General features: G+C 36.1%; 24 protein-coding genes. 17 read left to right on the top strand and 7 right to left on the bottom strand.

Annotated features, from left to right (window positions below; translation table 11 throughout):
- Nucleotide 1: 1 nt before the first annotated feature.
- From FFS26_RS11425 to FFS26_RS11390, 8 genes are all read left to right on the top strand, one after another.
- A complete protein-coding gene (locus tag FFS26_RS11425; RefSeq protein ID WP_137905079.1) occupies nt 2-595 on the top strand; it encodes an acetyltransferase in 594 nt (197 codons plus the stop codon).
- A gap of 20 nt (nt 596-615) precedes the next feature.
- Nucleotides 616-1,752: a DegT/DnrJ/EryC1/StrS family aminotransferase gene (locus tag FFS26_RS11420; protein WP_110010016.1), complete on the top strand. Its 1,137-nt coding sequence runs from the start codon at nt 616-618 to the stop codon at nt 1,750-1,752.
- A 15-nt stretch (nt 1,753-1,767) separates the two neighbouring features.
- Nucleotides 1,768-2,337, top strand: a complete 570-nt coding sequence (locus FFS26_RS11415; RefSeq protein ID WP_110010015.1) for a sugar transferase — start codon at nt 1,768-1,770, stop codon at nt 2,335-2,337.
- Nucleotides 2,338-2,351: 14 nt separating this feature from the next.
- Nucleotides 2,352-2,897 (top strand): dTDP-4-dehydrorhamnose 3,5-epimerase, encoded by a 546-nt coding sequence (rfbC, locus tag FFS26_RS11410; RefSeq protein WP_110010014.1) that lies wholly within the window; start codon nt 2,352-2,354, stop codon nt 2,895-2,897.
- Between the two features lie 95 nt (nt 2,898-2,992).
- Nucleotides 2,993-4,294, top strand: coding sequence for a 30S ribosomal protein S12 methylthiotransferase RimO (gene rimO / locus FFS26_RS11405; RefSeq protein WP_137905078.1), 1,302 nt, complete (start codon nt 2,993-2,995; stop codon nt 4,292-4,294).
- 441 nt (nt 4,295-4,735) lie between these two features.
- The gene (locus FFS26_RS11400) at nt 4,736-5,296 is read left to right on the top strand and encodes a hypothetical protein (protein WP_137905077.1); all 561 of its coding nucleotides are present in this window, start codon (nt 4,736-4,738) and stop codon (nt 5,294-5,296) included.
- 65 nt (nt 5,297-5,361) lie between these two features.
- Nucleotides 5,362-6,036 carry a hypothetical protein gene (locus tag FFS26_RS11395; RefSeq protein WP_137905076.1) on the top strand — a complete coding sequence of 225 codons (675 nt, stop codon included), beginning with the start codon at nt 5,362-5,364 and terminating at the stop codon, nt 6,034-6,036.
- 566 nt (nt 6,037-6,602) lie between these two features.
- A complete protein-coding gene (locus tag FFS26_RS11390) occupies nt 6,603-6,974 on the top strand; it encodes a septal ring lytic transglycosylase RlpA family protein (protein ID WP_137905075.1) in 372 nt (123 codons plus the stop codon).
- A 69-nt stretch (nt 6,975-7,043) separates the two neighbouring features.
- Here the strand turns inward: FFS26_RS11390 and FFS26_RS11385 are convergent, their stop codons facing one another.
- The 4 genes from FFS26_RS11385 to FFS26_RS11370 all read right to left on the bottom strand — a co-directional run bounded on the left by FFS26_RS11385 (nt 7,044) and on the right by FFS26_RS11370 (nt 11,711).
- Nucleotides 7,044-7,808 (bottom strand): exodeoxyribonuclease III, encoded by a 765-nt coding sequence (locus FFS26_RS11385; protein WP_110010009.1) that lies wholly within the window; start codon nt 7,806-7,808, stop codon nt 7,044-7,046.
- Nucleotides 7,809-7,897: 89 nt separating this feature from the next.
- Nucleotides 7,898-8,275, bottom strand: coding sequence for an MliC family protein (locus FFS26_RS11380; RefSeq protein ID WP_137905074.1), 378 nt, complete (start codon nt 8,273-8,275; stop codon nt 7,898-7,900).
- Nucleotides 8,276-8,393: 118 nt separating this feature from the next.
- Nucleotides 8,394-9,938 carry a bifunctional response regulator/alkaline phosphatase family protein gene (locus tag FFS26_RS11375; RefSeq protein ID WP_110010007.1) on the bottom strand — a complete coding sequence of 515 codons (1,545 nt, stop codon included), beginning with the start codon at nt 9,936-9,938 and terminating at the stop codon, nt 8,394-8,396.
- 132 nt (nt 9,939-10,070) lie between these two features.
- A complete protein-coding gene (locus FFS26_RS11370; RefSeq protein ID WP_137905073.1) occupies nt 10,071-11,711 on the bottom strand; it encodes a S41 family peptidase in 1,641 nt (546 codons plus the stop codon).
- A gap of 237 nt (nt 11,712-11,948) precedes the next feature.
- On the opposite strand from FFS26_RS11370, the gene FFS26_RS11365 reads away from it, so the two are divergent.
- The 9 genes from FFS26_RS11365 to FFS26_RS11325 all read left to right on the top strand — a co-directional run bounded on the left by FFS26_RS11365 (nt 11,949) and on the right by FFS26_RS11325 (nt 20,338).
- Nucleotides 11,949-13,175 (top strand): HD domain-containing protein, encoded by a 1,227-nt coding sequence (locus FFS26_RS11365; protein ID WP_110010005.1) that lies wholly within the window; start codon nt 11,949-11,951, stop codon nt 13,173-13,175.
- A 71-nt stretch (nt 13,176-13,246) separates the two neighbouring features.
- On the top strand, nt 13,247-14,278 hold the full coding sequence (gene lpxD / locus FFS26_RS11360) for a UDP-3-O-(3-hydroxymyristoyl)glucosamine N-acyltransferase (RefSeq protein ID WP_110010004.1): 1,032 nt from the start codon (nt 13,247-13,249) through the stop codon (nt 14,276-14,278).
- On the top strand, nt 14,271-15,668 hold the full coding sequence (locus FFS26_RS11355; RefSeq protein WP_110010003.1) for a bifunctional UDP-3-O-[3-hydroxymyristoyl] N-acetylglucosamine deacetylase/3-hydroxyacyl-ACP dehydratase: 1,398 nt from the start codon (nt 14,271-14,273) through the stop codon (nt 15,666-15,668). Before lpxD ends, FFS26_RS11355 begins: the two co-directional genes overlap by 8 nt.
- Nucleotides 15,669-16,463, top strand: coding sequence for an acyl-ACP--UDP-N-acetylglucosamine O-acyltransferase (gene lpxA, locus FFS26_RS11350; protein WP_076596575.1), 795 nt, complete (start codon nt 15,669-15,671; stop codon nt 16,461-16,463).
- Entirely contained in the window at nt 16,463-17,134 is a 672-nt protein-coding gene (locus FFS26_RS11345) for a hypothetical protein (RefSeq protein WP_137905072.1), read from the top strand. The genes lpxA and FFS26_RS11345 overlap by 1 nt, the downstream gene beginning before the upstream one ends.
- 17 nt (nt 17,135-17,151) lie before the next feature.
- On the top strand, nt 17,152-17,718 hold the full coding sequence (gene efp, locus FFS26_RS11340; RefSeq protein ID WP_002977139.1) for an elongation factor P: 567 nt from the start codon (nt 17,152-17,154) through the stop codon (nt 17,716-17,718).
- Nucleotides 17,719-17,785: 67 nt separating this feature from the next.
- Nucleotides 17,786-18,688: an LpxD N-terminal domain-containing protein gene (locus tag FFS26_RS11335; protein ID WP_062674061.1), complete on the top strand. Its 903-nt coding sequence runs from the start codon at nt 17,786-17,788 to the stop codon at nt 18,686-18,688.
- A gap of 90 nt (nt 18,689-18,778) precedes the next feature.
- Nucleotides 18,779-19,651: a succinate--CoA ligase subunit alpha gene (sucD, locus tag FFS26_RS11330; RefSeq protein WP_002977143.1), complete on the top strand. Its 873-nt coding sequence runs from the start codon at nt 18,779-18,781 to the stop codon at nt 19,649-19,651.
- Nucleotides 19,652-19,666: 15 nt separating this feature from the next.
- Complete coding sequence (locus tag FFS26_RS11325) at nt 19,667-20,338, top strand: porin family protein (RefSeq protein WP_110010001.1); 672 nt, start codon at nt 19,667-19,669, stop codon at nt 20,336-20,338.
- A 106-nt stretch (nt 20,339-20,444) separates the two neighbouring features.
- On the opposite strand, the gene FFS26_RS11320 is transcribed toward FFS26_RS11325, so the two are convergent.
- The 3 genes from FFS26_RS11320 to FFS26_RS11310 form a co-directional block, all read right to left on the bottom strand.
- Nucleotides 20,445-21,755, bottom strand: a complete 1,311-nt coding sequence (locus FFS26_RS11320) for an ABC transporter permease (protein ID WP_110010000.1) — start codon at nt 21,753-21,755, stop codon at nt 20,445-20,447.
- A 4-nt stretch (nt 21,756-21,759) separates the two neighbouring features.
- Entirely contained in the window at nt 21,760-22,671 is a 912-nt protein-coding gene (locus FFS26_RS11315) for an ABC transporter ATP-binding protein (protein ID WP_137905071.1), read from the bottom strand.
- 108 nt (nt 22,672-22,779) lie between these two features.
- Nucleotides 22,780-23,130 carry a T9SS type A sorting domain-containing protein gene (locus tag FFS26_RS11310; RefSeq protein WP_110009998.1) on the bottom strand — a complete coding sequence of 117 codons (351 nt, stop codon included), beginning with the start codon at nt 23,128-23,130 and terminating at the stop codon, nt 22,780-22,782.
- Nucleotides 23,131-23,147 lie beyond the last annotated feature (17 nt).

Below are 23,147 nucleotides of genomic sequence, written 5' to 3'. Positions count from 1 at the left end.
TATGTATTTATTTGGAGCAAGCGGACATGGAAAGGTAATTGCAGATATTGCTGCTGCTAATGACATAAAAATTAAGGCATTCATAGATCAGGATGTCACTAAAAAGGAATGCTATGGATCTCCGGTTCTGAATAATTTACCGGACGATAAAGAAAAACTGATTATTTCAATTGGCAACAATCTGATCCGTAAGAAAATCGCAGAACAGATTAATCATGAAATTGGCACTTTAATACATCCCAAAACAATCATTTCAGGCTCTGTGAAAATAGAAGAAGGAACAGTAATCATGGGAGGCGTGGTAATTAATGCAGATACGGCCATTGGAAAACATTGTATCATCAATACCAATGCATCTGTAGATCATGATTGTGTGATTGAAGATTTTGTTCATATTTCTCCCAACTCAGCACTTGCCGGAGGAGTGGAAGTAGGTGAAGGCTCTCAGATTGGAATAGGAGCTTCTGTAATCCAGGGAATCAAAATAGGAAAATGGTGTGTAATTGGTGCCGGTGCAGTCATCATTACCGATGTTCCCGATTACTCAGTTATTGTGGGAAATCCGGGGAGAATTATCAAGAAAAATATTATATAAACAAGTTACTAATCAAAAATATGAATACTAAAATCTGGCTGTCCTCACCGCATATGGGAGGGAATGAACAAAAATACATCAACGAAGCATTTGAAGAAAACTGGGTAGCTCCGTTGGGACCTAATGTTAACGGATTTGAAGGTGATCTGGAGCAGTTTTTAGGTGGAAGCGTAAAAGTGGCTGCGCTGTCTGCAGGTACTGCAGCATTACACCTTGCTCTTATCGAATGCGGAATTGTACATGGCGATGAGGTGATCTGTCAATCCATGACTTTCTCTGCTTCAGCCAATCCAATTGCGTATTGTGGAGCAATTCCTGTTTTTGTTGATAGTGAACCGGTTACATGGAATATGTGCCCTAAAGCGCTGAGAGAAGCCATCGAAGACAGAATCCAAAAAGGAACAAAACCTAAAGCAATCATTGTCGTACATCTGTATGGTATGCCGGCAAAAATGGACGAAATTACTGCCGTTGCTCAGGAATTCCAGATCCCTTTGATAGAAGATGCTGCTGAAGCCCTGGGCTCAACTTATAAAGGACAGGCATGCGGAACATTCGGCCGTTTTGGAATTTTAAGTTTTAACGGAAATAAAATTATTACCACTTCAGGAGGTGGAGCTTTGGTTTGTCATACTCAGGAAGATAAAGATAAAACCGTTTTCCTTTCTACACAGGCCAGAGATAATGCTCCCCACTATCAGCACTCACACATCGGTTTCAACTACAGAATGAGCAATATTGTAGCAGGAATAGGAAGAGGACAGATGGAAGTGCTTAAGGACAGGGTTGCTGCCCGTAGAGCAATGCACAATTTCTATGTTGACCTTTTCCGCAATATTGAAGGGGTAACTGTATTCTCAGAGTCGAATGATGATTTTTATTCCAACCACTGGTTATCCGCAGTGATTGTTGATCCGGAAATGACAGGAAAAAACAGAGAAGGTTTAAGACTTGCATTTTTAGAAGACAATATAGAATCAAGACCGCTTTGGAAACCTATGCATTTACAGCCGGTTTTTGAAACTTCTCCTTATTATGGCGGGAATGTTTCTGAAAAACTTTTTGATAACGGATTATGCCTTCCTTCAGGCTCTAATCTGTCAGAGGATGACAAAGAAAGAATAGCAAAGGTTGTTCATTCTTACTTTGGACTTTAATATTATTTGAATTTAATGAATCAGTATAAATATTGGAAAAAAGTTTTTGATTTTGCCTTAGCGGCAATATTGATCCTTTTTCTTATGCCTGTACTGATTATTTTATTTGTGATTGCAAGTCTGGATACATCTTCCAACGGAATCTTTTTTCAGACCCGGATAGGGCAGTATGGAAAACCTTTTACCATTTTTAAAATTAAAACAATTCATGAACAGAAGAGAACATGCTCAAAAATAGGGCAGACTCTCAGAAAATTTAAGCTCGATGAATTTCCGCAATTGTTTAATATTGTAAAAGGTGATATGAGTTTTGTAGGTCCTAGGCCTGATATTGAAGGATATTACGATAAACTTGTCGGAGAAGACAGGAAAGTTCTGGAACTGAAACCCGGGCTTACCTGTGAAGCAAGTATTAAATACAGAGACGAAGAATACCTTCTGAAAAACCAGGAAGATCCTTTAGCTTACAATGATGAAGTGTTATTTCCGAACAAAGTAAAAATGAATCTGGACTATTTTGAAAAGATGTCTTTCAAAAACGATATAAAGATCTTATTTAAAACATTAATAACCACATTGAAATAGAGTTTTTAACTATTATGAAAATTAAAGAAACCCCGCTTAAAGACTGCTACATCATAGAGCCTACCATATTTGAAGATGAAAGAGGCTACTTCTTTGAAAAGTTTAATGAAAAAAAATTCGAAGAACTTACCGGAATGAACGGGCACTTTGTGCAGGATAATATTTCCAGATCTTCCTACGGAGTATTAAGAGGCCTGCATCTTCAGAAAGGAGAACATGCCCAGGCAAAACTGGTTTCCTGTCTTGAAGGAAGTGTTTGGGATGTGGCTGTAGATCTTAGGGAAGATTCTCCTACATTCGGAAAATGGTTCGGAATAGAACTTACTGCTGAAAACAAATTACAGTTGTATGTGCCGAGAGGTTTCGGACATGGTTTTTCTGTATTAAGTACCCATGCTGTATTTTCGTATAAATGTGATAATTTTTACAATAAAGAGTCAGAAGGCAGTGTAAAATTCAATGATCCTGATCTTAATATCGATTGGAAAGTAGATGAAAAAGATGCCATACTTTCCGAAAAAGATCAGAACGCTCCTGGATTTAAAGAAAAAAACTTTTAAAGCATATTCCTGAAAACCACTTTTATAAAGTGGTTTTTATTTTTTAATCCTAACTCTCCAATATTTTGTATCTTTGCAGACTCAAAATCAAAACGATGCGTACAAAATCTGTAGGGAAGAAGAAAATCAATGTAGTCACTCTTGGATGTTCCAAGAATGTATATGATTCTGAAGTATTAATGAGCCAGCTGAAAGCCAATGGAAAAGAAGTGGTTCATGAAGACCGTGGGGACATTGTGGTCATCAATACCTGCGGATTTATTGACAATGCGAAAGAAGAGTCTATCAATACCATCCTGGATTATGTTGACGCTAAAAACAGAGGCGAGGTGGAAAAAGTATTCGTTACAGGATGTCTGTCTGAAAGATATAAACCGGATCTGATCAAAGAAATCCCGGATGTAGATCAATATTTCGGAACAAGAGATCTTCCGGTACTTTTGAAGCATCTGGGAGCAGATTATAAACATGAACTGGTAGGAGAAAGATTAACAACAACTCCCAAACATTACGCATACCTTAAAATTTCTGAAGGCTGTGACAGACCATGTTCTTTCTGTGCGATCCCATTGATGAGAGGAGGTCACGTTTCAACGCCAATCGAAAAACTGGTGTTAGAAGCTCAGAAACTGGCTAAAAAAGGAACGAAAGAATTGATTCTTATTGCCCAGGACCTTACGTACTATGGCTTGGATCTTTATAAAAAAAGAGCACTGGGTGATCTTTTAAAAGAATTGGTGAAAGTAGAAGGAGTGGAATGGATTCGTCTTCACTATGCTTTCCCAAGCGGTTTCCCTGAAGATGTTCTTGATATTATCCGTGAAGAGCCTAAAGTATGTAATTATATAGATATTCCTCTTCAGCATATCAATTCAGACTTACTGAAATCTATGAAGAGAGGAACTACCCATGAGAAAACAGATGCCCTTTTAGGAAAATTCAGAGAAAAAGTTCCTGATATGGCCATCAGAACAACGCTTATTGTTGGGTATCCTGGTGAAACAGAAGAGATATTTCAGGAGCTTAAAGACTGGGTAAGAGAACAAAAATTTGACAGATTAGGCTGTTTTACCTATTCTCATGAAGAGAATACGACAGCCCATGTTTTAGAAGATAACATTCCACAGGAAGTAAAAGAGGCTAGAGTAGAGGAAATAATGGAACTGCAGTCTCAGATATCATGGGAAAAAAACCAGGAAAAAATAGGTAAAGTATTCAGATGTATTTTTGACCGTAAAGAAGGAAATTATTTCATCGGAAGAACTGAGTACGATTCACCAGATGTAGATAATACGGTTTTGGTTTCAGCTGAAGATACTTATATTTCAATTGGTGAATTTGCAGACGTGAAAATTACTTCTGCCGAAGAATTTGACCTATACGGAGAATTAGTTTAGCTAAAGGCTTACTAATCAAGTGAAAATAGTATTTCCGAAATCAAATTATTAATGAAAATTAACATAGAATTTTCTCGGTAATATGTTTTTATTTTTCTGATAATCAAATAGTTAGTATTTTTTGTGTAATTAAGAATTTTTAATTTTCTTTTATAATGTATTTAAAATCGAAAATTATGCTTAAATTTGCGCAAGAAGCAATATTTTTAAATCATGTGATTTCAGCAAGTTATCATTAAATAAGCTAAAAGTCAATTGAAATTATTATTGTATTACTTTGGTTTTATTGTAATGTTCACAAGTTGAGATGTACCTTCTCTTTTTGGAAATATTGATGAAAAAAATGTAATTTAAAATCTTTAAAAACTTATGAAAAAATTTTTATTAACAGCAATTATGCTTGTTGGCCTTTCGGCTGTTTCTAAAGCTCAACAGGGGCGAGTGGGGATTAACACAACCACACCTGCCGCGACTTTAGATGTAGAAGCAAACACTACGGATAATGCAAGACCTGATGCCTTATTAGTCCCTCGTATGACAAGATCTCAGTTGTATGCAAAAGATGCTGCATACATCGCTGACCAAAATGGTGCCTTAACCTTTGTTACATCTATTGATGGTACCGCTACTGCTAAAACAGTAAACGTAACAGCCGTAGGATTCTACTATTATGATGCTGCTTCTTCTACCTGGAAAGCTGTAGGTGGAGGAGCTCCTGTAAACCCTGCTTTAAATGTTACAAATCAAACTGCTAGCTATACAGCACTTACTACAGATGATATCATTTTATTCACAACTACTGGTGCAACTCAATTAACTTTACCTACAACTGGTGTAACGGTTGGAAAAAGAATTTATGTTTCTGTAATTGGTAATACTGATGTTACACTAAGTCCAGCTCCAAGAGAAACGGCTAACCAGACTCTAATCGCAGGACAAGGAAATATACTACTGTATACTGGTGATGCTACTAACCCATGGTCAATAATTTCTGGATACTAATTGTATAACATTTAAAAATTAAAGTAATGAAAAAATTCACTAATAAATTTTTAGCTGTTATACTAATGACAGCTGGTGCTGGTTTAACTTTTGCACAGGTAAGAATTGTAAATAATACTTCCAATACGGCAGTTAGTAATATGTCTGCCTTCATTGATGGTTCTTCTAATTCAACGGCTAATAGTACTACGAATGTAGGGAAAGGGTTAATTTTTCCTAGAACAGACTTAACTACATTTACGGCTTTCGGAGGTTCTCCTACAGGCCTTCCAACATCTTTCCCAACTCGTTTTGATGGTATGGTTGTTTACAACACTGCTGCAAGTGGAGTTGCTGGTGTGGGAGCAACACAAGGTACACTTTCTCCAGGATATTGGTATTATGATAATAAATCGGCTACTGTAAACGGAGGTACGTGGAGACCTATAGCATCAAGTGCTAAAGAAAATATCTTAACTACCGAAACTGTTACAAACAGACAAGTAAATAATGCGCAGATTTATGGTATCAAAGGAACTTTTACTGCAAATGGAACTACTACTGCAGTAACAATCCCAGCGCCAAGTGGAATTACAGCATTGTACGGAATTACTATTTATAAAGCAGGTACTAATAATGTATATTCCAGAGAATTGTATTCATATGATATATCTACTGGAGCTGCTGTTACAGGTTCTCCTAGTATGTCTGTAGTATATCCAAGTGGTACATATGATTATGTTTTAGAATATTTAAAATAGTATAATACTTAATTATATAATAAAAAACCAATGAGAAATCATTGGTTTTTTGCTTTTTACAGAGAAGGATGTTCTTTTATTTTTTCGGGTAATACATCGTGATTGAATCACTTTTTGAACAATTGAAATCAAATATGGACTGATAATGAATCAGACTTTACATTTTAACAAAATAAAAAGGTGTTAAAAATCAATTGCATAATTTCAACAGATGAAGCTAAAGAGCTTCTGAGAAAAGTTTTTCCTAAAGTTGAATTTTAAGACTTTAAAATTTTAACAAGTAGTTTTGAAATTTTATTTTAACTTTATGATTTTTGTAAAATATTGATTATCAATCTATTTTAGCTTTGTGATTTTTAAATTATGCATGAATTAGTTAATTATGTTAACTTTTTAGATCTTTTTTTAACATTTTTTAACAGTGTAACTTAAAAGCCCTATTTATAGTGCTTTGCAAGGATTGTTAACTTTTTATTAGTGTTTTGTTAACTAATTTTAACATATGGAGTAGGGTTTTCTGAAGATTCCTGATACTTTTGTCCCGTCAAAACCAATAAAAGTTCAAAATGATGAAAAGATTCATTCTCGTAATCATAATGATGATTTCAACCCTAGGTGTTTACTCATTTACAAGTAATACCTTAGATGCGAAAAAAACAAGTTATGCATCGTACTACCACGATAGATTTAACGGTAGAAAAACCGCTAGCGGAGAAATCTTTGATAATTCAAAGTTTACTGCAGCAAACAGAACGCTTCCATTTGGAACAAACGTTAAGGTAACCAACCTTAAAAATGGTAAAGAGGTAATAGTGAGAATTAATGACAGGGGGCCTTACCATTCATCTAGATCTTTAGATATGTCTAAAGCTGCGTTCGATGAGATTGGAGATATCAATCATGGTACTATTCCAGTCGAATATGAAATTGTCGATTAATTTTATGATTTAAATTAAAAAAAAGCCAGCTGATCAGCTGGCTTTTTGTATGGATAAATATAGCATTGATTATACATCCAATTCCAATAAAGCAGGACAATGGTCAGAATGTACTGCTTCCTTTAAAATGACAGCTCTGCTGAGCTTATCCTTTAAGCTATACGAAGTGAAGTTATAATCTAACCTCCAGCCTTTATTTCTTTCCCTTGAGTTTTGTCTGTAGCTCCACCATGTATAATTGTCAGGTTCATTGTTAAAGAACCTGAAACTGTCAATCAGTTCGCATTCATTGATAAAATTGGTCATCCATTCTCTTTCCATAGGAAGAAACCCTGAAACATTCTTTAAACCGACAGGATTGTGAATATCGATAGCCTCGTGGCAGATATTAAAGTCTCCGGAGATAATAAGATTAGGAATTTCTTTTTTTAAATTTTTAATATACCCAAGAAAGTCATGGCAGAACTGCATTTTAAAATCTAACCTCTCAATATTAGATGCAGAAGGAACATATACCGAAATCGCGGAAAATCCGTCAAAATCTGCACGGATGATTCTTCCTTCATTATCATAGCTTTCGATACCACAACCATACTCTACATGGTTGGGTTTTATTTTTGAGGCAATTCCGACCCCGCTGTAGCCTTTTCTTACCGCTGAGTGCCAATAACTGTGATATCCCAATTTTTCAAGGCTTTCGATGTCTATCTGATCGTTTCCGGCCTTACTCTCCTGAATACAGATGATATCCGGATCGGCAGTCTTCAGCCAGCCCAGAAAATCTTTCGTAAAAGCCGCCCTGATTCCATTGACATTGTAAGTGATTAATCTCATAAACAAAATAAATTTTTTTCAAATGTAGGGAAATAAAAAAAGCCGGTTCTGAATTTCAAATCCGACTTTTATATATTGAGTAAGTGATTTTAATTTTTAAAAACTGTTTTACCGTCTTTTGTCAGTTCTATTTCCTCGCCTTTTCCTCTCAGTTCATAATGGTCATTCTTGTACCATATTCCTGATGCAGGTTTTTGTCCCTGAAGCTCAATGGTTTCATTGTTGAATACTACAGTAGCCGTATTTTTGGTATTGTTGAAAGTCATATCCAGGGTTTTCCCGTTCTTGTCTTTCGAAGTACTTTTTACAATTTCATCCTGAGTACCTGAAACAGCTGCTGAATCAGATGGCTTGGATGCAATACTGTCTACAGAAGCGGGAGTGGAATCTGTTGTTGTCTTTTCTTTATTACATGAGGTTAAAAATAATGCTGAAAATGCTGCTGCAATAAAAATGTGTTTTTTCATAAATAGATATTTAAGGTTGTCTGTTGATATGCAAAATAAGTGCCTTAAAAAAGAGGCGGAAAAAATCGCAAGATTTTTTCCGCCTTTAAACCCAAAATTAAATAAACTATGAAAAAAACTACTTGGGTTCTAAAATACTGATAGGAATAATACACTCTTCAAGTGAAATTCCACCATGCTGGTAAGTTTCTTTATAGTAATTAACAAAATGATTGTAATTTTTAGGATACGCCAGGAATATATTGTTTTTAGCAAAAATATATTTCGAACTTAAATTTCCTTTGGGCAGGAAAAGCTTTTCCGGATTGGTAATAGCCCATACATCACTGTCATCATACGTTAAGCTTTTGCCTGTTTTATATCTGATATTCGTAGAAGTTTCTCTGTCTCCTACCACTTTACTTGGCTTTTTAACATATACAGTACCGTGATCTGTTGTGATCACCAGTTTATATCCGTTTTCTGCAGCTGCCTTAATGATCTTCAATAAAGAAGAGTTTTCAAACCAGTTGAAGGTAAGGGAACGGAAAGTCTTATCATCACGAATCAGCTGGTCTACAATATGATTGTCTGTTTTTGCATGCGACAGGATATCAATAAAGTTGTACACAATAACCAGCAGGTCATTATTTTTATGCTGGTTGAAATCATCATAGATCTTTCTTTCAAAATCAGCGTTCAGTACTTTAAGATACTTCATAGACTTTGAACCAAGACCGATTCTCTTCATCTGATCTTCCAGGAAGTCACGCTCAAACTCATTTTTATTTCCTTCTTCGTTATCATTAAACCATTTATCAGGGAAGCGTTTTTCTATCTCAGACGGCATTAATCCTGCAAAGAAAGAATTCCTTGCATATTGTGTTGCTGTCGGAAGAATACTATAATAATAATCTTCCGATATTTTATTGTAGTATTTTGTAAATAAAGGTTCGATTACTTTCCACTGATCATACCGAAGATTATCCACCATCAGTAAAAGAACTTTCTCTTTTTCCACTTCAGGCTTCACTTTTTCCTTGAAAAGCGTGTGGCTCATCATCGGTTTGTCTGAATCTGTAAGCCAGTTTTCATAATTTTTCTCAATGAATTTGGCAAACTGAATATTGGCTTCTTCCTTCTGAGACTGCAGAAGATCGGCAAATTCATTGTCTGCTACCTTATCAAATTTGATTTCCCAGCTAAGAATCTTTTTATAATACTCAGCCCATTCCTGATACGTTCTCAAATAAGAAAGTTCCATGGAAAGGTTTCTGAATTCCTGCTGGTATTGTAAAATTGTTTTTTGTTCCACAAGATTATCCTGCTGAAGGTTTTTCTTTAAGGACAGTAATATCTGATTGGGATTTACAGGCTTTAATATATAATCGGCAATCTGGGAACCGATCGCTTCTTCCATAATGTGTTCTTCTTCGCTTTTGGTTACCATGACGATTTTTAAGGCATTATCTTTTTCCTTAATCATAGGAATTGCCTCCAGACCGGAAATACCCGGCATATTTTCATCAATTAGCGTTAAAGCAAATTTCTCTGAATCCATAAGTTCCAAAGCCTCATTGACATTGTTAACAGGCGTTACCTGATAACCTTTCTTTTCTAAAAATACGATATGAGGTTTAAGTAAATCTATTTCATCATCGATCCATAATATCTTTTCTGACATAATTTATTTTTTACATGGTTATTGTATCAAAATGTTGACCAAATCCTTTTAAAATCTCACAAATTCGAAAGATTAAAAGTTAAATATAAGTTAAATGAAAATAGCGTAGAATAATTCACATTTTCACTTCATTTAATCAGTAGTTTTTATATACTCCAAAGCCTTTTCCAGCACTTCGTCTTTTCCCTTTTTTATCCCTTCAATACTTGGTTTTACCAGAATATCGGGAATAATTCCTATTCTTTGGGTTTCCCTGCCATCAGGATAATAAGCACCAAGGCCTGTAAACCGTGTTTCGAGATCAGCAATTTTAAACATAATGACATCTCCGTTGGCTCCTGAAGTATTACTCCCGATAACTTTAGCTTTCGGATGCTGTTTGAACATCATTGTCGTGGTTTCTGCCTGGCTTTGTGTATTCTCATCTACTAAAACGATGACATTTCCTTTATAGTATTCAGGATTTTTCCTGCCGGTGACATTTTTTCTGCTGTAGAATTTGCCGGGATAGCTGGTATCAGGAAAAGTAAACTGATAATAGATTACCGGGTTGGGAAGAAGAAGAAAGCTTAAGGGTACAATCGTTTGTTTTGGATAATTCCTGAGATCAAAGATAATGGATTTTGTGGATTTTAAACTGCTGTACATCTCATTAAGATCATCTTTTTCTATCATTCCCATATTAACATATCCGGTTGTCTTTTCATCATCCATCAATTTCCACTTTTTTACAACAGGTTTCTTTTCACGAATAATATTCTTACTAAGATATGTTCTGGTTTTTATTTCTATATTTTGTCCTTCTCTTTCAATCTTTAAAGAAACAGAATCATTGTTAGTGAAAAGCAGCTTGTCTTTTATTTTGCTGACCTTAACCCATGAGTTGGAGGCAGGTACATACTTTCCCAAACTGTTGATCATCTGCGGAATGGTTTTTCCTTCAATATCATAAATGACATCTCCGGTAAGCAGCGGGCTTTGATGTCCGGGCCGTGTGTCATTAACTTTTGTAATCACTAGTTTTCCTTCAGCATATATATATTCTACAGGAACTTTTCGTTGGCCATACAGATGAAGCTGAATCTCCTTTGAAGAAAGGTAAGCGTGTGAATCATCCGTTTTAGCCACGAGTTCTGCTAATGTTAAGTGAAAATTTTCATCATTATCAACCAATAGAAATTTGGGAATCATTTCTGTAAGTACATCATTCCAGTTCTGATCGGTTTCATATTTATAAGGAAAGAAATATTCCACGTAATTCCAGTATCTGAACAACTCCAGTAAACTAATGGCTGTGGAAGTGAATTGAGAACCATAGGATTTTTCATTCCTGAAATATATTTTTCTTCCCCCTTTTCCCACATAGTGATTGTCTCCAAGATTTCTGTTTTTTTCGATATAACGAAGTTTTTGAGATACATCATCGGAGAAAATTTGTGAATTGTCCATCCAGCGGAGATCAAAATTTTTAAGGAAATACACCTTCTGATCTTTACCTGAACATTCTTTGCATGGCGGAACTTCTCCCAGGCTCTCAATCCATTCAGAATAAAAATTATTGAGAGACTGTTTATCATTAATATTTTCAAGTTCATTTATTTTTTGAAAAAGCTGTTTATCCCAGTTAAGATTTCCCTTTGCCACACGGGGATGGTAATATTTTAAAAATCCCCAAATCCTGCAAAGAGATTCCAGCTTTTGGGTCTCAGTGATGATCTGTGCGGAAAAGTTCAAACTTAAAAGTAAAAAGAGGAAAAGCGGGAAGCGTCTCATTAAAGGTTGCCGTGTTTTCTCTCAAAGATAATCCTTTAATATAACAGGCGCAAAAGGTTTTCAAAAAATCTCGAATTGATAATAAATAGATATTTAGGAATTTCTGAAGTTGATATGAAGATGTTTTTGATGAAAAATATTTGGTGTATCATCATGTTATCCCAAAATCTTAATAGTAATTTAATAAAAGGCTAAATTTTAAAATGCCTAACTTTGTTTACTAATACTGAAGTTTCAATGCAGAATAAGCTAAAAATCATCAACGATCCTGTTCACGGGTTTATCAAAATTCCACACGAAATTTTATTTGATATCATTGAGCATCCCTATTTTCAGAGATTAAGGAGAATCGGGCAGACCGGACTTCTGAACCTGATATTTCCCGGTGCTACCCATACAAGATTTCATCATGCTCTTGGAGCGATGCATTTGATGTTTACAGCTTTAGAAACATTGAAGCAGAAAGGAGTGAAAATTTCTGAGGAAGAAGAAAAAGGGGCGATGCTGGCCATTTTGATGCATGATATCGGTCATGGTCCGTTTTCACACGCATTGGAAAGTATGCTGATGGATGACTGGCATCATGAAAATCTTTCTTTGCTGCTGATGAATAAGCTTAATGAGGAATTTGAAGGCCAACTATCCATGGCTATTGAAATGTTTCAGGGGAAGTATCACAGAAAGTTTTTTAACCAGCTGATCTCTTCCCAACTGGATGTTGACCGTTTGGACTATCTAAAAAGGGACAGTTTTTTTACAGGAGTTTCAGAAGGAAATATTAATACCCAGAGAATTATCTCTATGATGAATGTCTGCGAAGAAGGCGAACTGGTGATTGATGCAAAAGGAATTTATTCCATTGAAAATTTCCTTACTGCCAGAATGTTTATGTATTGGCAGGTGTATTATCATAAAACTTCAGCCTTGGCAGAGTTTCTTTTGGTTAAAATTCTTGAAAGGGCAAAATATCTGATTTCCCAGGGTGTAGCACTTTCGGCAACAGACAATCTGAAATATTTTTTATACCGTGAAAAGAGCGGTGCCACAGATGAAGATATAGAAAGATTTACTCAGCTTGATGATAATGATGTAATTCAGGCCATGAAAGAATGGCAGAATTCAGAAGATTTTGTATTGTCATACTGGTGTAAATGTGTAATTCAGAGAAATTTGCCTAAAACAATTATTTCATCACATCCGTTTGATGAGAAAATAATTGATGAAAAAATAAAAAAGAGCAATGAATTTTTCGTAATCGATAATGGTGATGAATTGGTTCATGAAATTAAAAGAAAATTATTGCCTTATCACGCAGAGAAACAGCCCATTTATTTACTGCATAAAAATGGAAAAAGAACAAGGCTGCATGAGTCGGAAGATCAGCTTTTATCAGGATTAATCGTAAATAAGACGACCCGCTATATCCTTATGTTTCCAAGAGATATCTCCAGACTGGACTCTTAAAGAATATTAAAATTTACGATCTGAAACTAAAACATGTTTGCAAATTATAGAATTTCTTATCTTTGCAGAATATGGAATTTACAGCTTCGCAAATTGCAAGTTTTATTGACGGAAAAATAATAGGTGACGAGAATGCACTTATTACGGGAGTTTCACCAATTGAAAATGGGGAATCGGGACATCTTTCTTTTATAGCACAAGATCGGTTTTCTCATTTTTTGGATAGCTCAAAATGCTCTGTTATCATCGTTTCGGAAAAACTTCTGGAGAAAAATCATTATAACCCTACCTTAATCGTTGTAAAAGATGCCTATCTTTCTTTTCAGATTCTGATGAATTTATATCAGGAAATGCAGGGAAGAAAAGAAGGTATTGAGAACGGTTCATCTATTCATGATACCGCTGTCATAGGAGATAAAGCGTATATCGGGGCATTTACTTATGTTTCCGAGAAAGCTAAGATCGGGGAAGGATCACAGATCTATCCACATGTATATATAGGGAAAGGAGTGAAAATTGGTAAAAACTGTAAGATAGACAGTGGTGCCAGAATTTACGACTACTGTATTATTGGAGATAACTGTGTGATTCATTCCAACACGGTAATCGGAGGAGACGGTTTTGGTTTCCAGCCAACGGCTGAAGGCTTCAAGAAAATTCCGCAGCTTGGAAATGTAATCATTGAAGACGATGTAGAAATCGGGTCAAACTGTAGTATTGACAGAGCCACGATAGGTTCTACAATAATAGGTAAAGGAACCAAGATTGATAATCTGATTCAGATTGCCCATAACGTGAAAATTGGTCAGAACAACGTCATTGCTGCACAGGCAGGAATTGCAGGTTCCACCACTATCGGAGACTGGAATCAGATTGGTGGCCAGGTAGGTGTCGTAGGACATATTAAAATAGGAAACCAGGTGAAAATTCAGGCTCAGAGTGGAGTGAATTCCAGTGTTAATGACAGAGAAACTTTGTACGGTTCACCTGCAATCAGTTACAATGACTATTTAAGGAGTTATGTTCATTTCAGGAACTTGCCTGGAATAGTAAATAGAATAAATAATCTTGAGAATAACTCAAAAGATAATACTAATGAGTGATATGCAAAAAACACTTCAGCAAGAGGTAACTCTTTCTGGAATTGGCCTTCATACAGGTAAAGAAGTAAAACTTACCATTAAACCTGCTAAAGAAAATACAGGTTTTGTATTTGTAAGAACAGACTTGGAGGGACATCCTCAGGTAGAAGCTGATGTAAATTATGTTGTAGCAACCGAAAGAGGAACTACATTAGAAAAATTAGGGGTAAAAATTACCACTTGCGAACATCTTCTGGCAGCCCTTGTTGGTTGTGATATTGATAACGCAATTTTAGAAATGGATGCCTCTGAACCACCAATTTTGGATGGATCCTCAAAATACTTTGTGGAAGCTATCGAAAGTGTGGGAGTAGCAGAACAAGCTATTGCAAGAGAATATCTTGTTGTAAAAGAGGTGCTTACCTACAGTGATCCGGCTACAGGTTCGGAAATCACAATCATTCCTTCAGATACTTACGAGGTAACTACTATGGTAGATTTTGGGACTAAAGTATTAGGTACTCAGAATGCTACTCTTAAAAATATTTCAGAATTTAAAGACGAAATCTCATCAGCAAGAACATTCAGCTTCCTGCATGAATTGGAAATGCTTTTAGATCACGGTTTGATCAAAGGTGGAGATATTTCCAATGCTATTGTATATGTAGATAAAGATCTTACTCCTGAAACTACAGAAAAATTAAAAAAAGCCTTTGGAAAAGATAATGTATCGATCAGACCCAACGGTATTCTTGATAATCTTAACTTAAACTATCCTAACGAAGCGGCGAGACACAAATTACTGGATGTAATCGGTGACCTTGCTTTGGCAGGAGTAAAAATAAAAGGTAAAGTTATTGCTAACAAACCGGGACACTTTGTGAATACTCAGTTTGCGAAAAAACTAAACCGCCAGTGGAAATTGCAGAAAAAGAAAAACGTTCCGGATTTTGACCTGACAAAAGAACCAGTATTCGATATCAACGGAATTATGAAGCTTATGCCTCACAGACCTCCGTTCTTATTGATCGATAAAGTTCTTGAACTTTCAGACTCTCACGTAGTAGGTTTGAAAAACGTAACCATGAACGAACCTTTCTTCGTGGGACACTTCCCAAAAGAACCTGTAATGCCTGGAGTTCTTCAGGTAGAAGCATTGGCACAGACAGGAGGAATTCTTGTGTTGGCCAGCGTTCCGGATCCTGAAAACTATTCTACTTATTTCATCAAAATTGATAAGGTGAAATTCAAGAGAAAAGTAATTCCAGGAGATACACTTATATTCAAAATTGAATTGATAGAGCCTATCAGAAGAGGAATTGTTCATATGCAGGGGTATGGATATGTAGGAGATACTGTAGCAGTAGAAGCAGAGCTTATGGCTCAAGTTGCAAAAAATAAAGTTGATTAAATGATTCATCAATTAGCAGCCGTAGATAAACGTGCGAAAATCAGCAAAAATGTAATCGTAGAACCTTTCACTACCATTGCAGGGGACGTAGAAATTGGAGAAGGAACGTGGATTGGTCCTAATGTAACCATTATGGATGGCGCAAGAATAGGAAAAAACTGTAGGATTTTTCCGGGTACTGTAATCTCTGCAATTCCTCAGGATCTGAAATTTGATGGTGAAGATACCCAGGTAATTATCGGTGATGATACAACAATCAGAGAGTGTGTTACCGTAAACAGAGGGACAAAGGCTTTGGGATATACTAAAATAGGAGCGAACTGCCTTATTATGGCTACCTCACATATTGCCCATGATTGTGTTATCGGAGATCACGTTATCATTGTAAACGGTTGTGGTATTGCAGGACATGTGGAGATTGGAGATTATACTGTAATGGGAGGTTTATCAGCAGTTCACCAATTCGGTAAAATCGGAAAACATGTCATGATTTCCGGAGGTACTCTGGTAAGAAAAGATATTCCGCCTTACGTAAAAGTTGCAAGAGAGCCTATGTCTTATGCCGGTATCAATTCTGTTGGTCTAAGAAGAAGAGGATTTACCAATGAGAAAATCTTTGAAATCCAGAAAATCTACAGAGCCATCTTCCAGATGAAGATGAACGTTTCACAGGCTATTTCCCATATTGAAAAAGAAATGCTTCCAACGGCTGAGAGAGATGAGATCTTACAGTTTATTCAAAACTCACCAAGAGGTATCGTAAAAGGATACGGAACCGGTAAAGAAAGTAACTGATGAAAAAATTGTCTTTCCTTTTTGTACTGGCAATTTCCCATTTTTATCTGTCCCAGAACCAGAGAATAACAGGTATGGAGTTCTATTACGGCTTCTCGGACTATAAAAAAGACAGCCTTGCTAAACCCAGTGTTTATGCAGAAGTAAAAAGTCAGAATGAAGATTACATCAAAATATCTCCATTCAGATATACAGATACAGATAAAAAAGCAAAAAAGGAGAATAGAGCATGGCTGATGAAATATCAGGATAATCTGTATTTTAGTATGACCTATGCAGCGTATATCTATTCTTTTGATACATTTGCAAGAGTCAATGTAATTGGGAAGAAATATTTTCTGGTCTATCTTGATGAAGTAAAAGATAAAAAAGCAATTTCATACAATAATCCTTATGGAGGAGGTTTGCTGGGAGGTGCTTTAAATGCAGGGCTGACTCCTAAGTTTGCGTGGAAGGATAAAAAAGGAAATTCTTACAAGGTTCTTTTGATTGATATTGAAAAATCAAATAATACCTCTGATAAAAGAGATGTCAGCTTCGGATTGGTAGTAGATACAAAACTTATTGTGAAGCTCACAGATAATGATCCTGAAGTCATTTCAAAACTAAAGACCAATCAGTATTACTTAGAGGATATAATTGATTTGGTGAACAAAGAGAATAATAAATAAAAGAATATAATATATTAATGGCAACAAGTAACGATATCAGAAAAGGGCTATGCATCGAATATAGCAATGATATTTATAAAGTAATCGAGTTCCTTCACGTAAAACCGGGAAAAGGACCTGCTTTCGTAAGAACAAAATTAAAGTCAGTGACAAACGGTAAAGTAATTGATAATACTTTCTCTGCAGGACACAAAATTGATGAAGTAAAAGTAATCACCAGAAAATTCCAGTATCTGTATGATGATGAGAACGGATTCCACTTCATGAACAATGATGATTTCTCTCAGTTATACATCAACAAAGAAATGATTGAGAACTCTCAGTTTATGAAAGCGGGTGAAGAAGTGACTATCATTTTGAAAGAAGCTGATGAAACTCCACTTTCTGCTGAACTTCCACAATCCGTATACCTTGATGTTATTGAAGCTGATCCGGGTGTAAAAGGAAACACAGCAACCAATGCTCTTAAAAACGCAATCGTTGAAACAGGAGCAAGAGTAATGGTTCCTTTGTTCATTGAACCGGGAGACAGAATTAAAGTAAGCACTGAAGACGGCAGCTACTTAGAAAGAGTAAAAGAATAAATAAAATTTACATAAATTCGGTTTGCATCAGCACTCCGAATTTTGTTTTATAAGAAAATCTATTGTTATGAGATTCCATTCTCCGCAAAAGCTTAAAACGATTGCAGATTTAATAGGCTCAGCATTTGTAGGGCCGGAAGATTTTGAAGTATTGGGAACTAACGAAATTCACATGGTAAAACCAGGTGATATCGTTTTTGTGAATCACCCTAAATATTATGACAAAGCATTAAACTCTGCAGCTACTATTATTTTAATTGATAAAGAAGTAGATTGCCCGGAAGGTAAAGCACTTTTGGTTTCTGATGATCCTTTCAGAGACTTTAATAAAATCAATACCCATTTTACCAGAATCTATAATTTCACGGAAGAACTACACGATGTTGAAATAGGAGAGGGAACCAAAATCCATTCTTCGGCAGTAATCGGGAACAACGTGAAAATCGGGAAAAATACCTTAATCTTTCCTAATGTTGTCATTGGTGACCGTACGGAAATCGGAGATAACGTAATTATTCAGTCCAACACCGTTTTAGGAGGTGATGCATTTTATTACAGAAAATTAAATGGAAATTTTGATCGTCTGATTTCTGTTGGAAATGTTGTTATTGAAAACAATGTGGAGATTGGAAACGGGTGTACCATTGACAGAGGAGTTACAGACTCTACCATCATTGGAGAAGGATCCGTTTTGGATAACCAGATTCAGATCGGACATGATACCGTTATCGGAAAAAAATGTCTGATTGCTTCTCAGGTTGGAATTGCAGGATGCTGTATCATCGGTGATGAAGTGACATTATGGGGACAGGTAGGAATCGCTTCCGGAAACAAAATTGAGTCGGGATCTGTACTTTTGGGGAAAACCGGCGTCAACAGAGATCTTGAAAAAGGAACCTATATCGGGATGTTTGCAGAAGATTTTAAAACTTATCTGAAAAAAGAAGTAAAACTGAGAAATCTCAAATAAACAATTCCAAAGGTTTTATCCAAAATCAAAGAAATTTGAGTAAATTTGTGAGCATTAATAAAATAATAAATAAATTAAAACAACAATAAAATGTCAATTTTAGTAAACAAAGATTCTAAAGTAATTGTACAAGGATTTACAGGGAACGAAGGAACTTTCCACGCTGGTCAGATGATTGAATACGGAACAAACGTAGTAGGTGGTGTTACCCCAGGAAAAGGAGGTAGCGAGCACTTAGGAAAGCCGGTATTTAATACAGTAGCTGACGCTGTTGAAAAAGCAGGAGCAAACGTAAGTATCATTTTCGTACCACCGGCATTCGCAGCAGACGCTATCATGGAAGCTGCTGAAGCAGGAATCAAAGTAATTGTATGTATTACTGAAGGTATTCCTGTAGCTGATATGGTAAAAGTAAAATCTTATATCGCTGACAGAGACTGCAGATTAATCGGACCAAACTGCCCTGGAATCATTACTTCTGAAGAAGCTAAAATTGGTATTATGCCAGGTTTCGTTTTCAAAAAAGGAAAAGTAGGTATCGTTTCAAAATCAGGAACGCTTACTTATGAAGCTGCTGACCAGGTAGTAAGAGCAGGTTACGGTATCTCTACTGCAATCGGTATCGGAGGTGACCCAATCATCGGAACAACTACAAGAGAAGCATTAGAGCTATTCATCAACGATCCTGAAACTGAAGCTGTTGTAATGATCGGTGAAATCGGTGGAGGTCTTGAAGCTGAAGCTGCAAGATGGTACAAAGCTAGCGGATCTACTAAACCGGTTGTAGGTTTCATCGCAGGACAGACTGCTCCAAAAGGAAGAACAATGGGACACGCAGGTGCTATCGTAGGTGGTGCTGAAGATACAGCTCAGGCTAAAATGGAAATCATGAGAGAAAACGGTATCAACGTTGTTGATTCTCCTGCTGATATTGGTGCTACTGTAGCTAAGATTCTAGGATAATATAAAACCCAGCATATGAAAAAACTTTTATTAGCCTCAGCTTTAATGTTTTCTGCTTTATCATTTGCACAAGTGCAGTGGAAAAGTACAAGATTTGGAGTAACAGGAGGTTTAAACTACTCCAGAGTATCTAACGCCCATAATCCTTCAGGCCCAAGATACACTTTCCAGGCTGGAGCTTTGGCATTGATTCCCGTAGGAAAGGCAAACCAATTCTTTATTCAACCCGAAGTTCTGTATTATGGTGCAGGAGAAACAGGAAAAGATAAAGATGCTAAAGGGGTAAGTGGTTATGACGCATTATATGCTAATAACTACCTGAGTGTACCTCTTTATTTTAAAGGATATTTTTCTGAAGCAGAATCAGAATTCTTTGGATTGATAGGACCTAGATTTAACTTCTTGCTGAGCCAGAACGTTAAAGACGCTCCAGTAAGCAGACCTTATTATGATCCCGATGTTACTGATCCTAACCAGCCGGCAGGTGTAAACGGTAAGGCGAACAGTTTTAACTGGGGACTTGGTCTGGGTGTAGGATATAGCTACAAAAGACAACTTGAAGTAGCGGTAAAATATGACTTAGGTCTAAGCGATACTTATCCTGGTCTTGCTAAAGAAACCAAAGGTACTGATAAGAAAAAATCAGAACAGGTAATTGCACTTACTTTAAGCTATATATTCAAATAGAATATTTCAGAATATAAAAAACCCCGGAAACGCAGTTTCCGGGATTTTTATTTTATATCAGTTGGCAAACCAACGTTCTCAGCTTTTACGCTGCTTTACATTTTGATTACCCTTTAATCCACTTCCAAAGCTCTTTTAACGTAGCTTTATTTCCATACATTAAAATTCCTACACGATAGATTTTTCCGGCAAGGAAGATCATGAAAATAGTAGTTACCAGCAATAATGTAATAGACAATGCAATCTGCCATGCAGGAACTCCAAACGGAATTCTGGCAATCATAGCAACCGGTGAAGTAAACGGAATGATTGACAGCCAGAAGCCTAAAGGACCTTCCGGATTGTTCATCAGTGTAAAGCTTCCATACATACCTAATGTTAACGGTAAGATCGCAAATAAAGTAAACTGCTGGGTTTCTGTTTCGTTATCCACTGCAGAACCAATAGCTGCATAAATAGAACTATAGAAGATATATCCTAAAAGGAAAAATACGATGAATACAAAAATGATGAGCGGGAAGTTCAACTCCAGCAGGCTGTGAGAAATCTGGGTAGCAAGCTGTCCCATATCCAGTTTACTTGCCATCTCCTCATTTCCCCCTGGAATATTCTTCTGAATAGAAGAGAACCCTGTATTGAGTACCAATGCACCAATAACAGACATGGTAATCCAGATCAGAAACTGGGTTAGTGCAACCATGGTTACTCCCAGAATTTTACCCATCATCAGTTCAAAAGGTTTTACAGAAGAAATGATGATCTCCACAACACGGTTGTTTTTTTCTTCAAGTACACTTCTCATTACCCTTACCCCGTAAATAATGATGAACATAAAAGTAACATACATCAGTACCATGCTCAATCCGGATTTCACCCCGAAAACAAGATCCGAGTCCTCTTTGTTATTATCCGTAACGTTGATGGTTTTTAAGCTAAAGTTTTTATCAAGATCATTTAATTGAGTTTCCTGAATACCCAGCTGCTTGATCTTTTCTTTTCGGACAACATTGCTGATATCAGATACAATTCTCTGTTTTGTGTCAAACCCTATTTTACTGTTGATAATCAGTCTGGTTTCCTTTTCAAGCTCATCAAAATTCTGGTTTTTCAGCTGTGGAAGAATCAGGATGCCATCGAGAGATTCATTCCCTTTTAGATTGTTAATCTTGGACTTTTCATCCGCCGCAGAAACAAAAACATAGCTTAATTTATCATTTGATTGAAGCTGATTGGTAAACAAGCCGCTCTTGTCAACCACTTCTATGATACTATGTGATTCATTCGCCTTAAACATTAGCCCTACCACTGCTCCGAAAGCAATAATCAAGACAGGGGCAAGCAGAGTCAATATGATAAAGGATTTTTTCTTAACCTGGGTAAGAAACTCTCTCTTGGTAATTAAAAAAATATTATTCATAAAATTAAGAATGGTTACTTACAGCATTAATAAACACTTCATTCATACTTGGGATTCTTTCGTCGAATGATCTCACTTTACCTACCTGTACAAGATCAAGAAGAACATTATTCTGGCTCTCCTCATTTTTCAGGTCAAAAGAAACAAGATTGTTTTCATTGGATAAATTGAAGATCTCATATTTGTTTCTGAAATTTTCAAACTGATCATTGCTTACTTCAGAAAGCGTAATCCCAAAAATATTTTTCTTGAATTTTTCCCTTACATCAAAAACCCTTCCGTCAATAATCTTCTTTGAATTGTTGATCAATGCAACATAATCACACATTTCCTCCACACTTTCCATTCTGTGGGTAGAAAGAATGATGGTTGTTCCGTTATTTTTAAGATCAATAATCTGATCTTTGATTAAGTTGGCATTTACCGGATCAAAACCTGAAAACGGCTCATCAAGAATTAAAAGATGAGGCCTGTGAAGAACAGTAACTACAAACTGGATTTTTTGAGCCATTCCTTTAGAAAGTTCAGAAAGCTTTTTCTTCCACCATTGGTCGATGTTCAGTTTTTCAAACCATTTTTTGGCTTCATTCAAGGCATCACTTTTTTTCATGCCTTTCAGTTCCCCGAAATAGAGAATCTGGTCACCAACCGTCATGTTTTTGTACAGTCCTCTTTCTTCAGGCATATAGCCAATATCTTTAATGTGACCTGGATTAAGCTTTTGGCCATTGATATGGATTTCTCCAGAGTCTGCCTGAGTAATTTGGTTGATGATACGGATAAAAGAAGTTTTTCCGGCTCCGTTGGGACCTAAAAGGCCATAAATACTGCCTTTCGGGACATGGATGCTGAAATCATCCAGGGCGACCTTTTTTCCGGCATTATAGGTCTTTTTAATATGTTCAGCTTTTAGCATTAAATTGTTCTTTTTTACTATTAGTATGAAAAAGTCCCGAAAGTTACGGAAATATTAAAACAGAATTAATGTAAAAGAAAAAATCCTGATGATTATCAGGATTTTAATTTATTGTTTCACGATTTGAGTAACTTTTTGTGTATTGTCACTTAAAATATATCGGATCATATATTTTCCGGGCTTTAATTTTTCAATATTAATCTCTCCGGAATTCATATTCACCGTATAATTAGCGACCTGCATACCCAAAATTGAATAAAAAGTCACGCTTTTGATTCTTAAAGAAGAATCTTTTGCCTTAATAATAAGGAAATCCTTTGCAGGATTTGGATAGGCAAGCAATACGCCGTCATCCGCCTTTTGAGTGGTGGAACCCGGCTCTCTAAGCTGAGCTTTGAAATTGTTGGAAAAACCAACAAAAGTGCCTACAAATAGAAATAAAAGTAAAAGTTTTTTCATCAAATTTATAATTTCTC

This window comes from Chryseobacterium sp. 2VB (assembly GCF_005503635.1).
In the GTDB taxonomy this organism is placed as follows: Bacteria; Bacteroidota; Bacteroidia; order Flavobacteriales; family Weeksellaceae; genus Chryseobacterium; species Chryseobacterium cupriresistens.
Note: the sequence above shows the minus strand (reverse complement) of the source record. Positions and strands in the feature narration are given on the sequence as shown.

Excerpts from the sequence above, each read along its gene's own strand:
- FFS26_RS11390 (WP_137905075.1), top strand. The coding sequence starts at position 6,603 with ATGATGAAAAGATTCATTCTCGTAATCATAATGATGATTTCAACCCTA.
- FFS26_RS11365 (WP_110010005.1), top strand. The coding sequence starts at position 11,949 with ATGCAGAATAAGCTAAAAATCATCAACGATCCTGTTCACGGGTTTATC.
- sucD (WP_002977143.1), top strand. The coding sequence starts at position 18,779 with ATGTCAATTTTAGTAAACAAAGATTCTAAAGTAATTGTACAAGGATTT.
- lpxD (WP_110010004.1), top strand. The coding sequence starts at position 13,247 with ATGGAATTTACAGCTTCGCAAATTGCAAGTTTTATTGACGGAAAAATA.
- rimO (WP_137905078.1), top strand. The coding sequence starts at position 2,993 with ATGCGTACAAAATCTGTAGGGAAGAAGAAAATCAATGTAGTCACTCTT.
- efp (WP_002977139.1), top strand. The coding sequence starts at position 17,152 with ATGGCAACAAGTAACGATATCAGAAAAGGGCTATGCATCGAATATAGC.
- FFS26_RS11385 (WP_110010009.1), bottom strand. The coding sequence starts at position 7,808 with ATGAGATTAATCACTTACAATGTCAATGGAATCAGGGCGGCTTTTACG.
- FFS26_RS11375 (WP_110010007.1), bottom strand. The coding sequence starts at position 9,938 with ATGTCAGAAAAGATATTATGGATCGATGATGAAATAGATTTACTTAAA.
- FFS26_RS11395 (WP_137905076.1), top strand. The coding sequence starts at position 5,362 with ATGACAGCTGGTGCTGGTTTAACTTTTGCACAGGTAAGAATTGTAAAT.
- FFS26_RS11420 (WP_110010016.1), top strand. The coding sequence starts at position 616 with ATGAATACTAAAATCTGGCTGTCCTCACCGCATATGGGAGGGAATGAA.
- FFS26_RS11345 (WP_137905072.1), top strand. The coding sequence starts at position 16,463 with ATGAAAAAATTGTCTTTCCTTTTTGTACTGGCAATTTCCCATTTTTAT.
- rfbC (WP_110010014.1), top strand. The coding sequence starts at position 2,352 with ATGAAAATTAAAGAAACCCCGCTTAAAGACTGCTACATCATAGAGCCT.
- FFS26_RS11425 (WP_137905079.1), top strand. The coding sequence starts at position 2 with ATGTATTTATTTGGAGCAAGCGGACATGGAAAGGTAATTGCAGATATT.
- FFS26_RS11355 (WP_110010003.1), top strand. The coding sequence starts at position 14,271 with ATGAGTGATATGCAAAAAACACTTCAGCAAGAGGTAACTCTTTCTGGA.
- lpxA (WP_076596575.1), top strand. The coding sequence starts at position 15,669 with ATGATTCATCAATTAGCAGCCGTAGATAAACGTGCGAAAATCAGCAAA.
- FFS26_RS11370 (WP_137905073.1), bottom strand. The coding sequence starts at position 11,711 with ATGAGACGCTTCCCGCTTTTCCTCTTTTTACTTTTAAGTTTGAACTTT.
- FFS26_RS11315 (WP_137905071.1), bottom strand. The coding sequence starts at position 22,671 with ATGCTAAAAGCTGAACATATTAAAAAGACCTATAATGCCGGAAAAAAG.
- FFS26_RS11325 (WP_110010001.1), top strand. The coding sequence starts at position 19,667 with ATGAAAAAACTTTTATTAGCCTCAGCTTTAATGTTTTCTGCTTTATCA.
- FFS26_RS11310 (WP_110009998.1), bottom strand. The coding sequence starts at position 23,130 with ATGAAAAAACTTTTACTTTTATTTCTATTTGTAGGCACTTTTGTTGGT.
- FFS26_RS11320 (WP_110010000.1), bottom strand. The coding sequence starts at position 21,755 with ATGAATAATATTTTTTTAATTACCAAGAGAGAGTTTCTTACCCAGGTT.
- FFS26_RS11415 (WP_110010015.1), top strand. The coding sequence starts at position 1,768 with ATGAATCAGTATAAATATTGGAAAAAAGTTTTTGATTTTGCCTTAGCG.
- FFS26_RS11335 (WP_062674061.1), top strand. The coding sequence starts at position 17,786 with ATGAGATTCCATTCTCCGCAAAAGCTTAAAACGATTGCAGATTTAATA.
- FFS26_RS11380 (WP_137905074.1), bottom strand. The coding sequence starts at position 8,275 with ATGAAAAAACACATTTTTATTGCAGCAGCATTTTCAGCATTATTTTTA.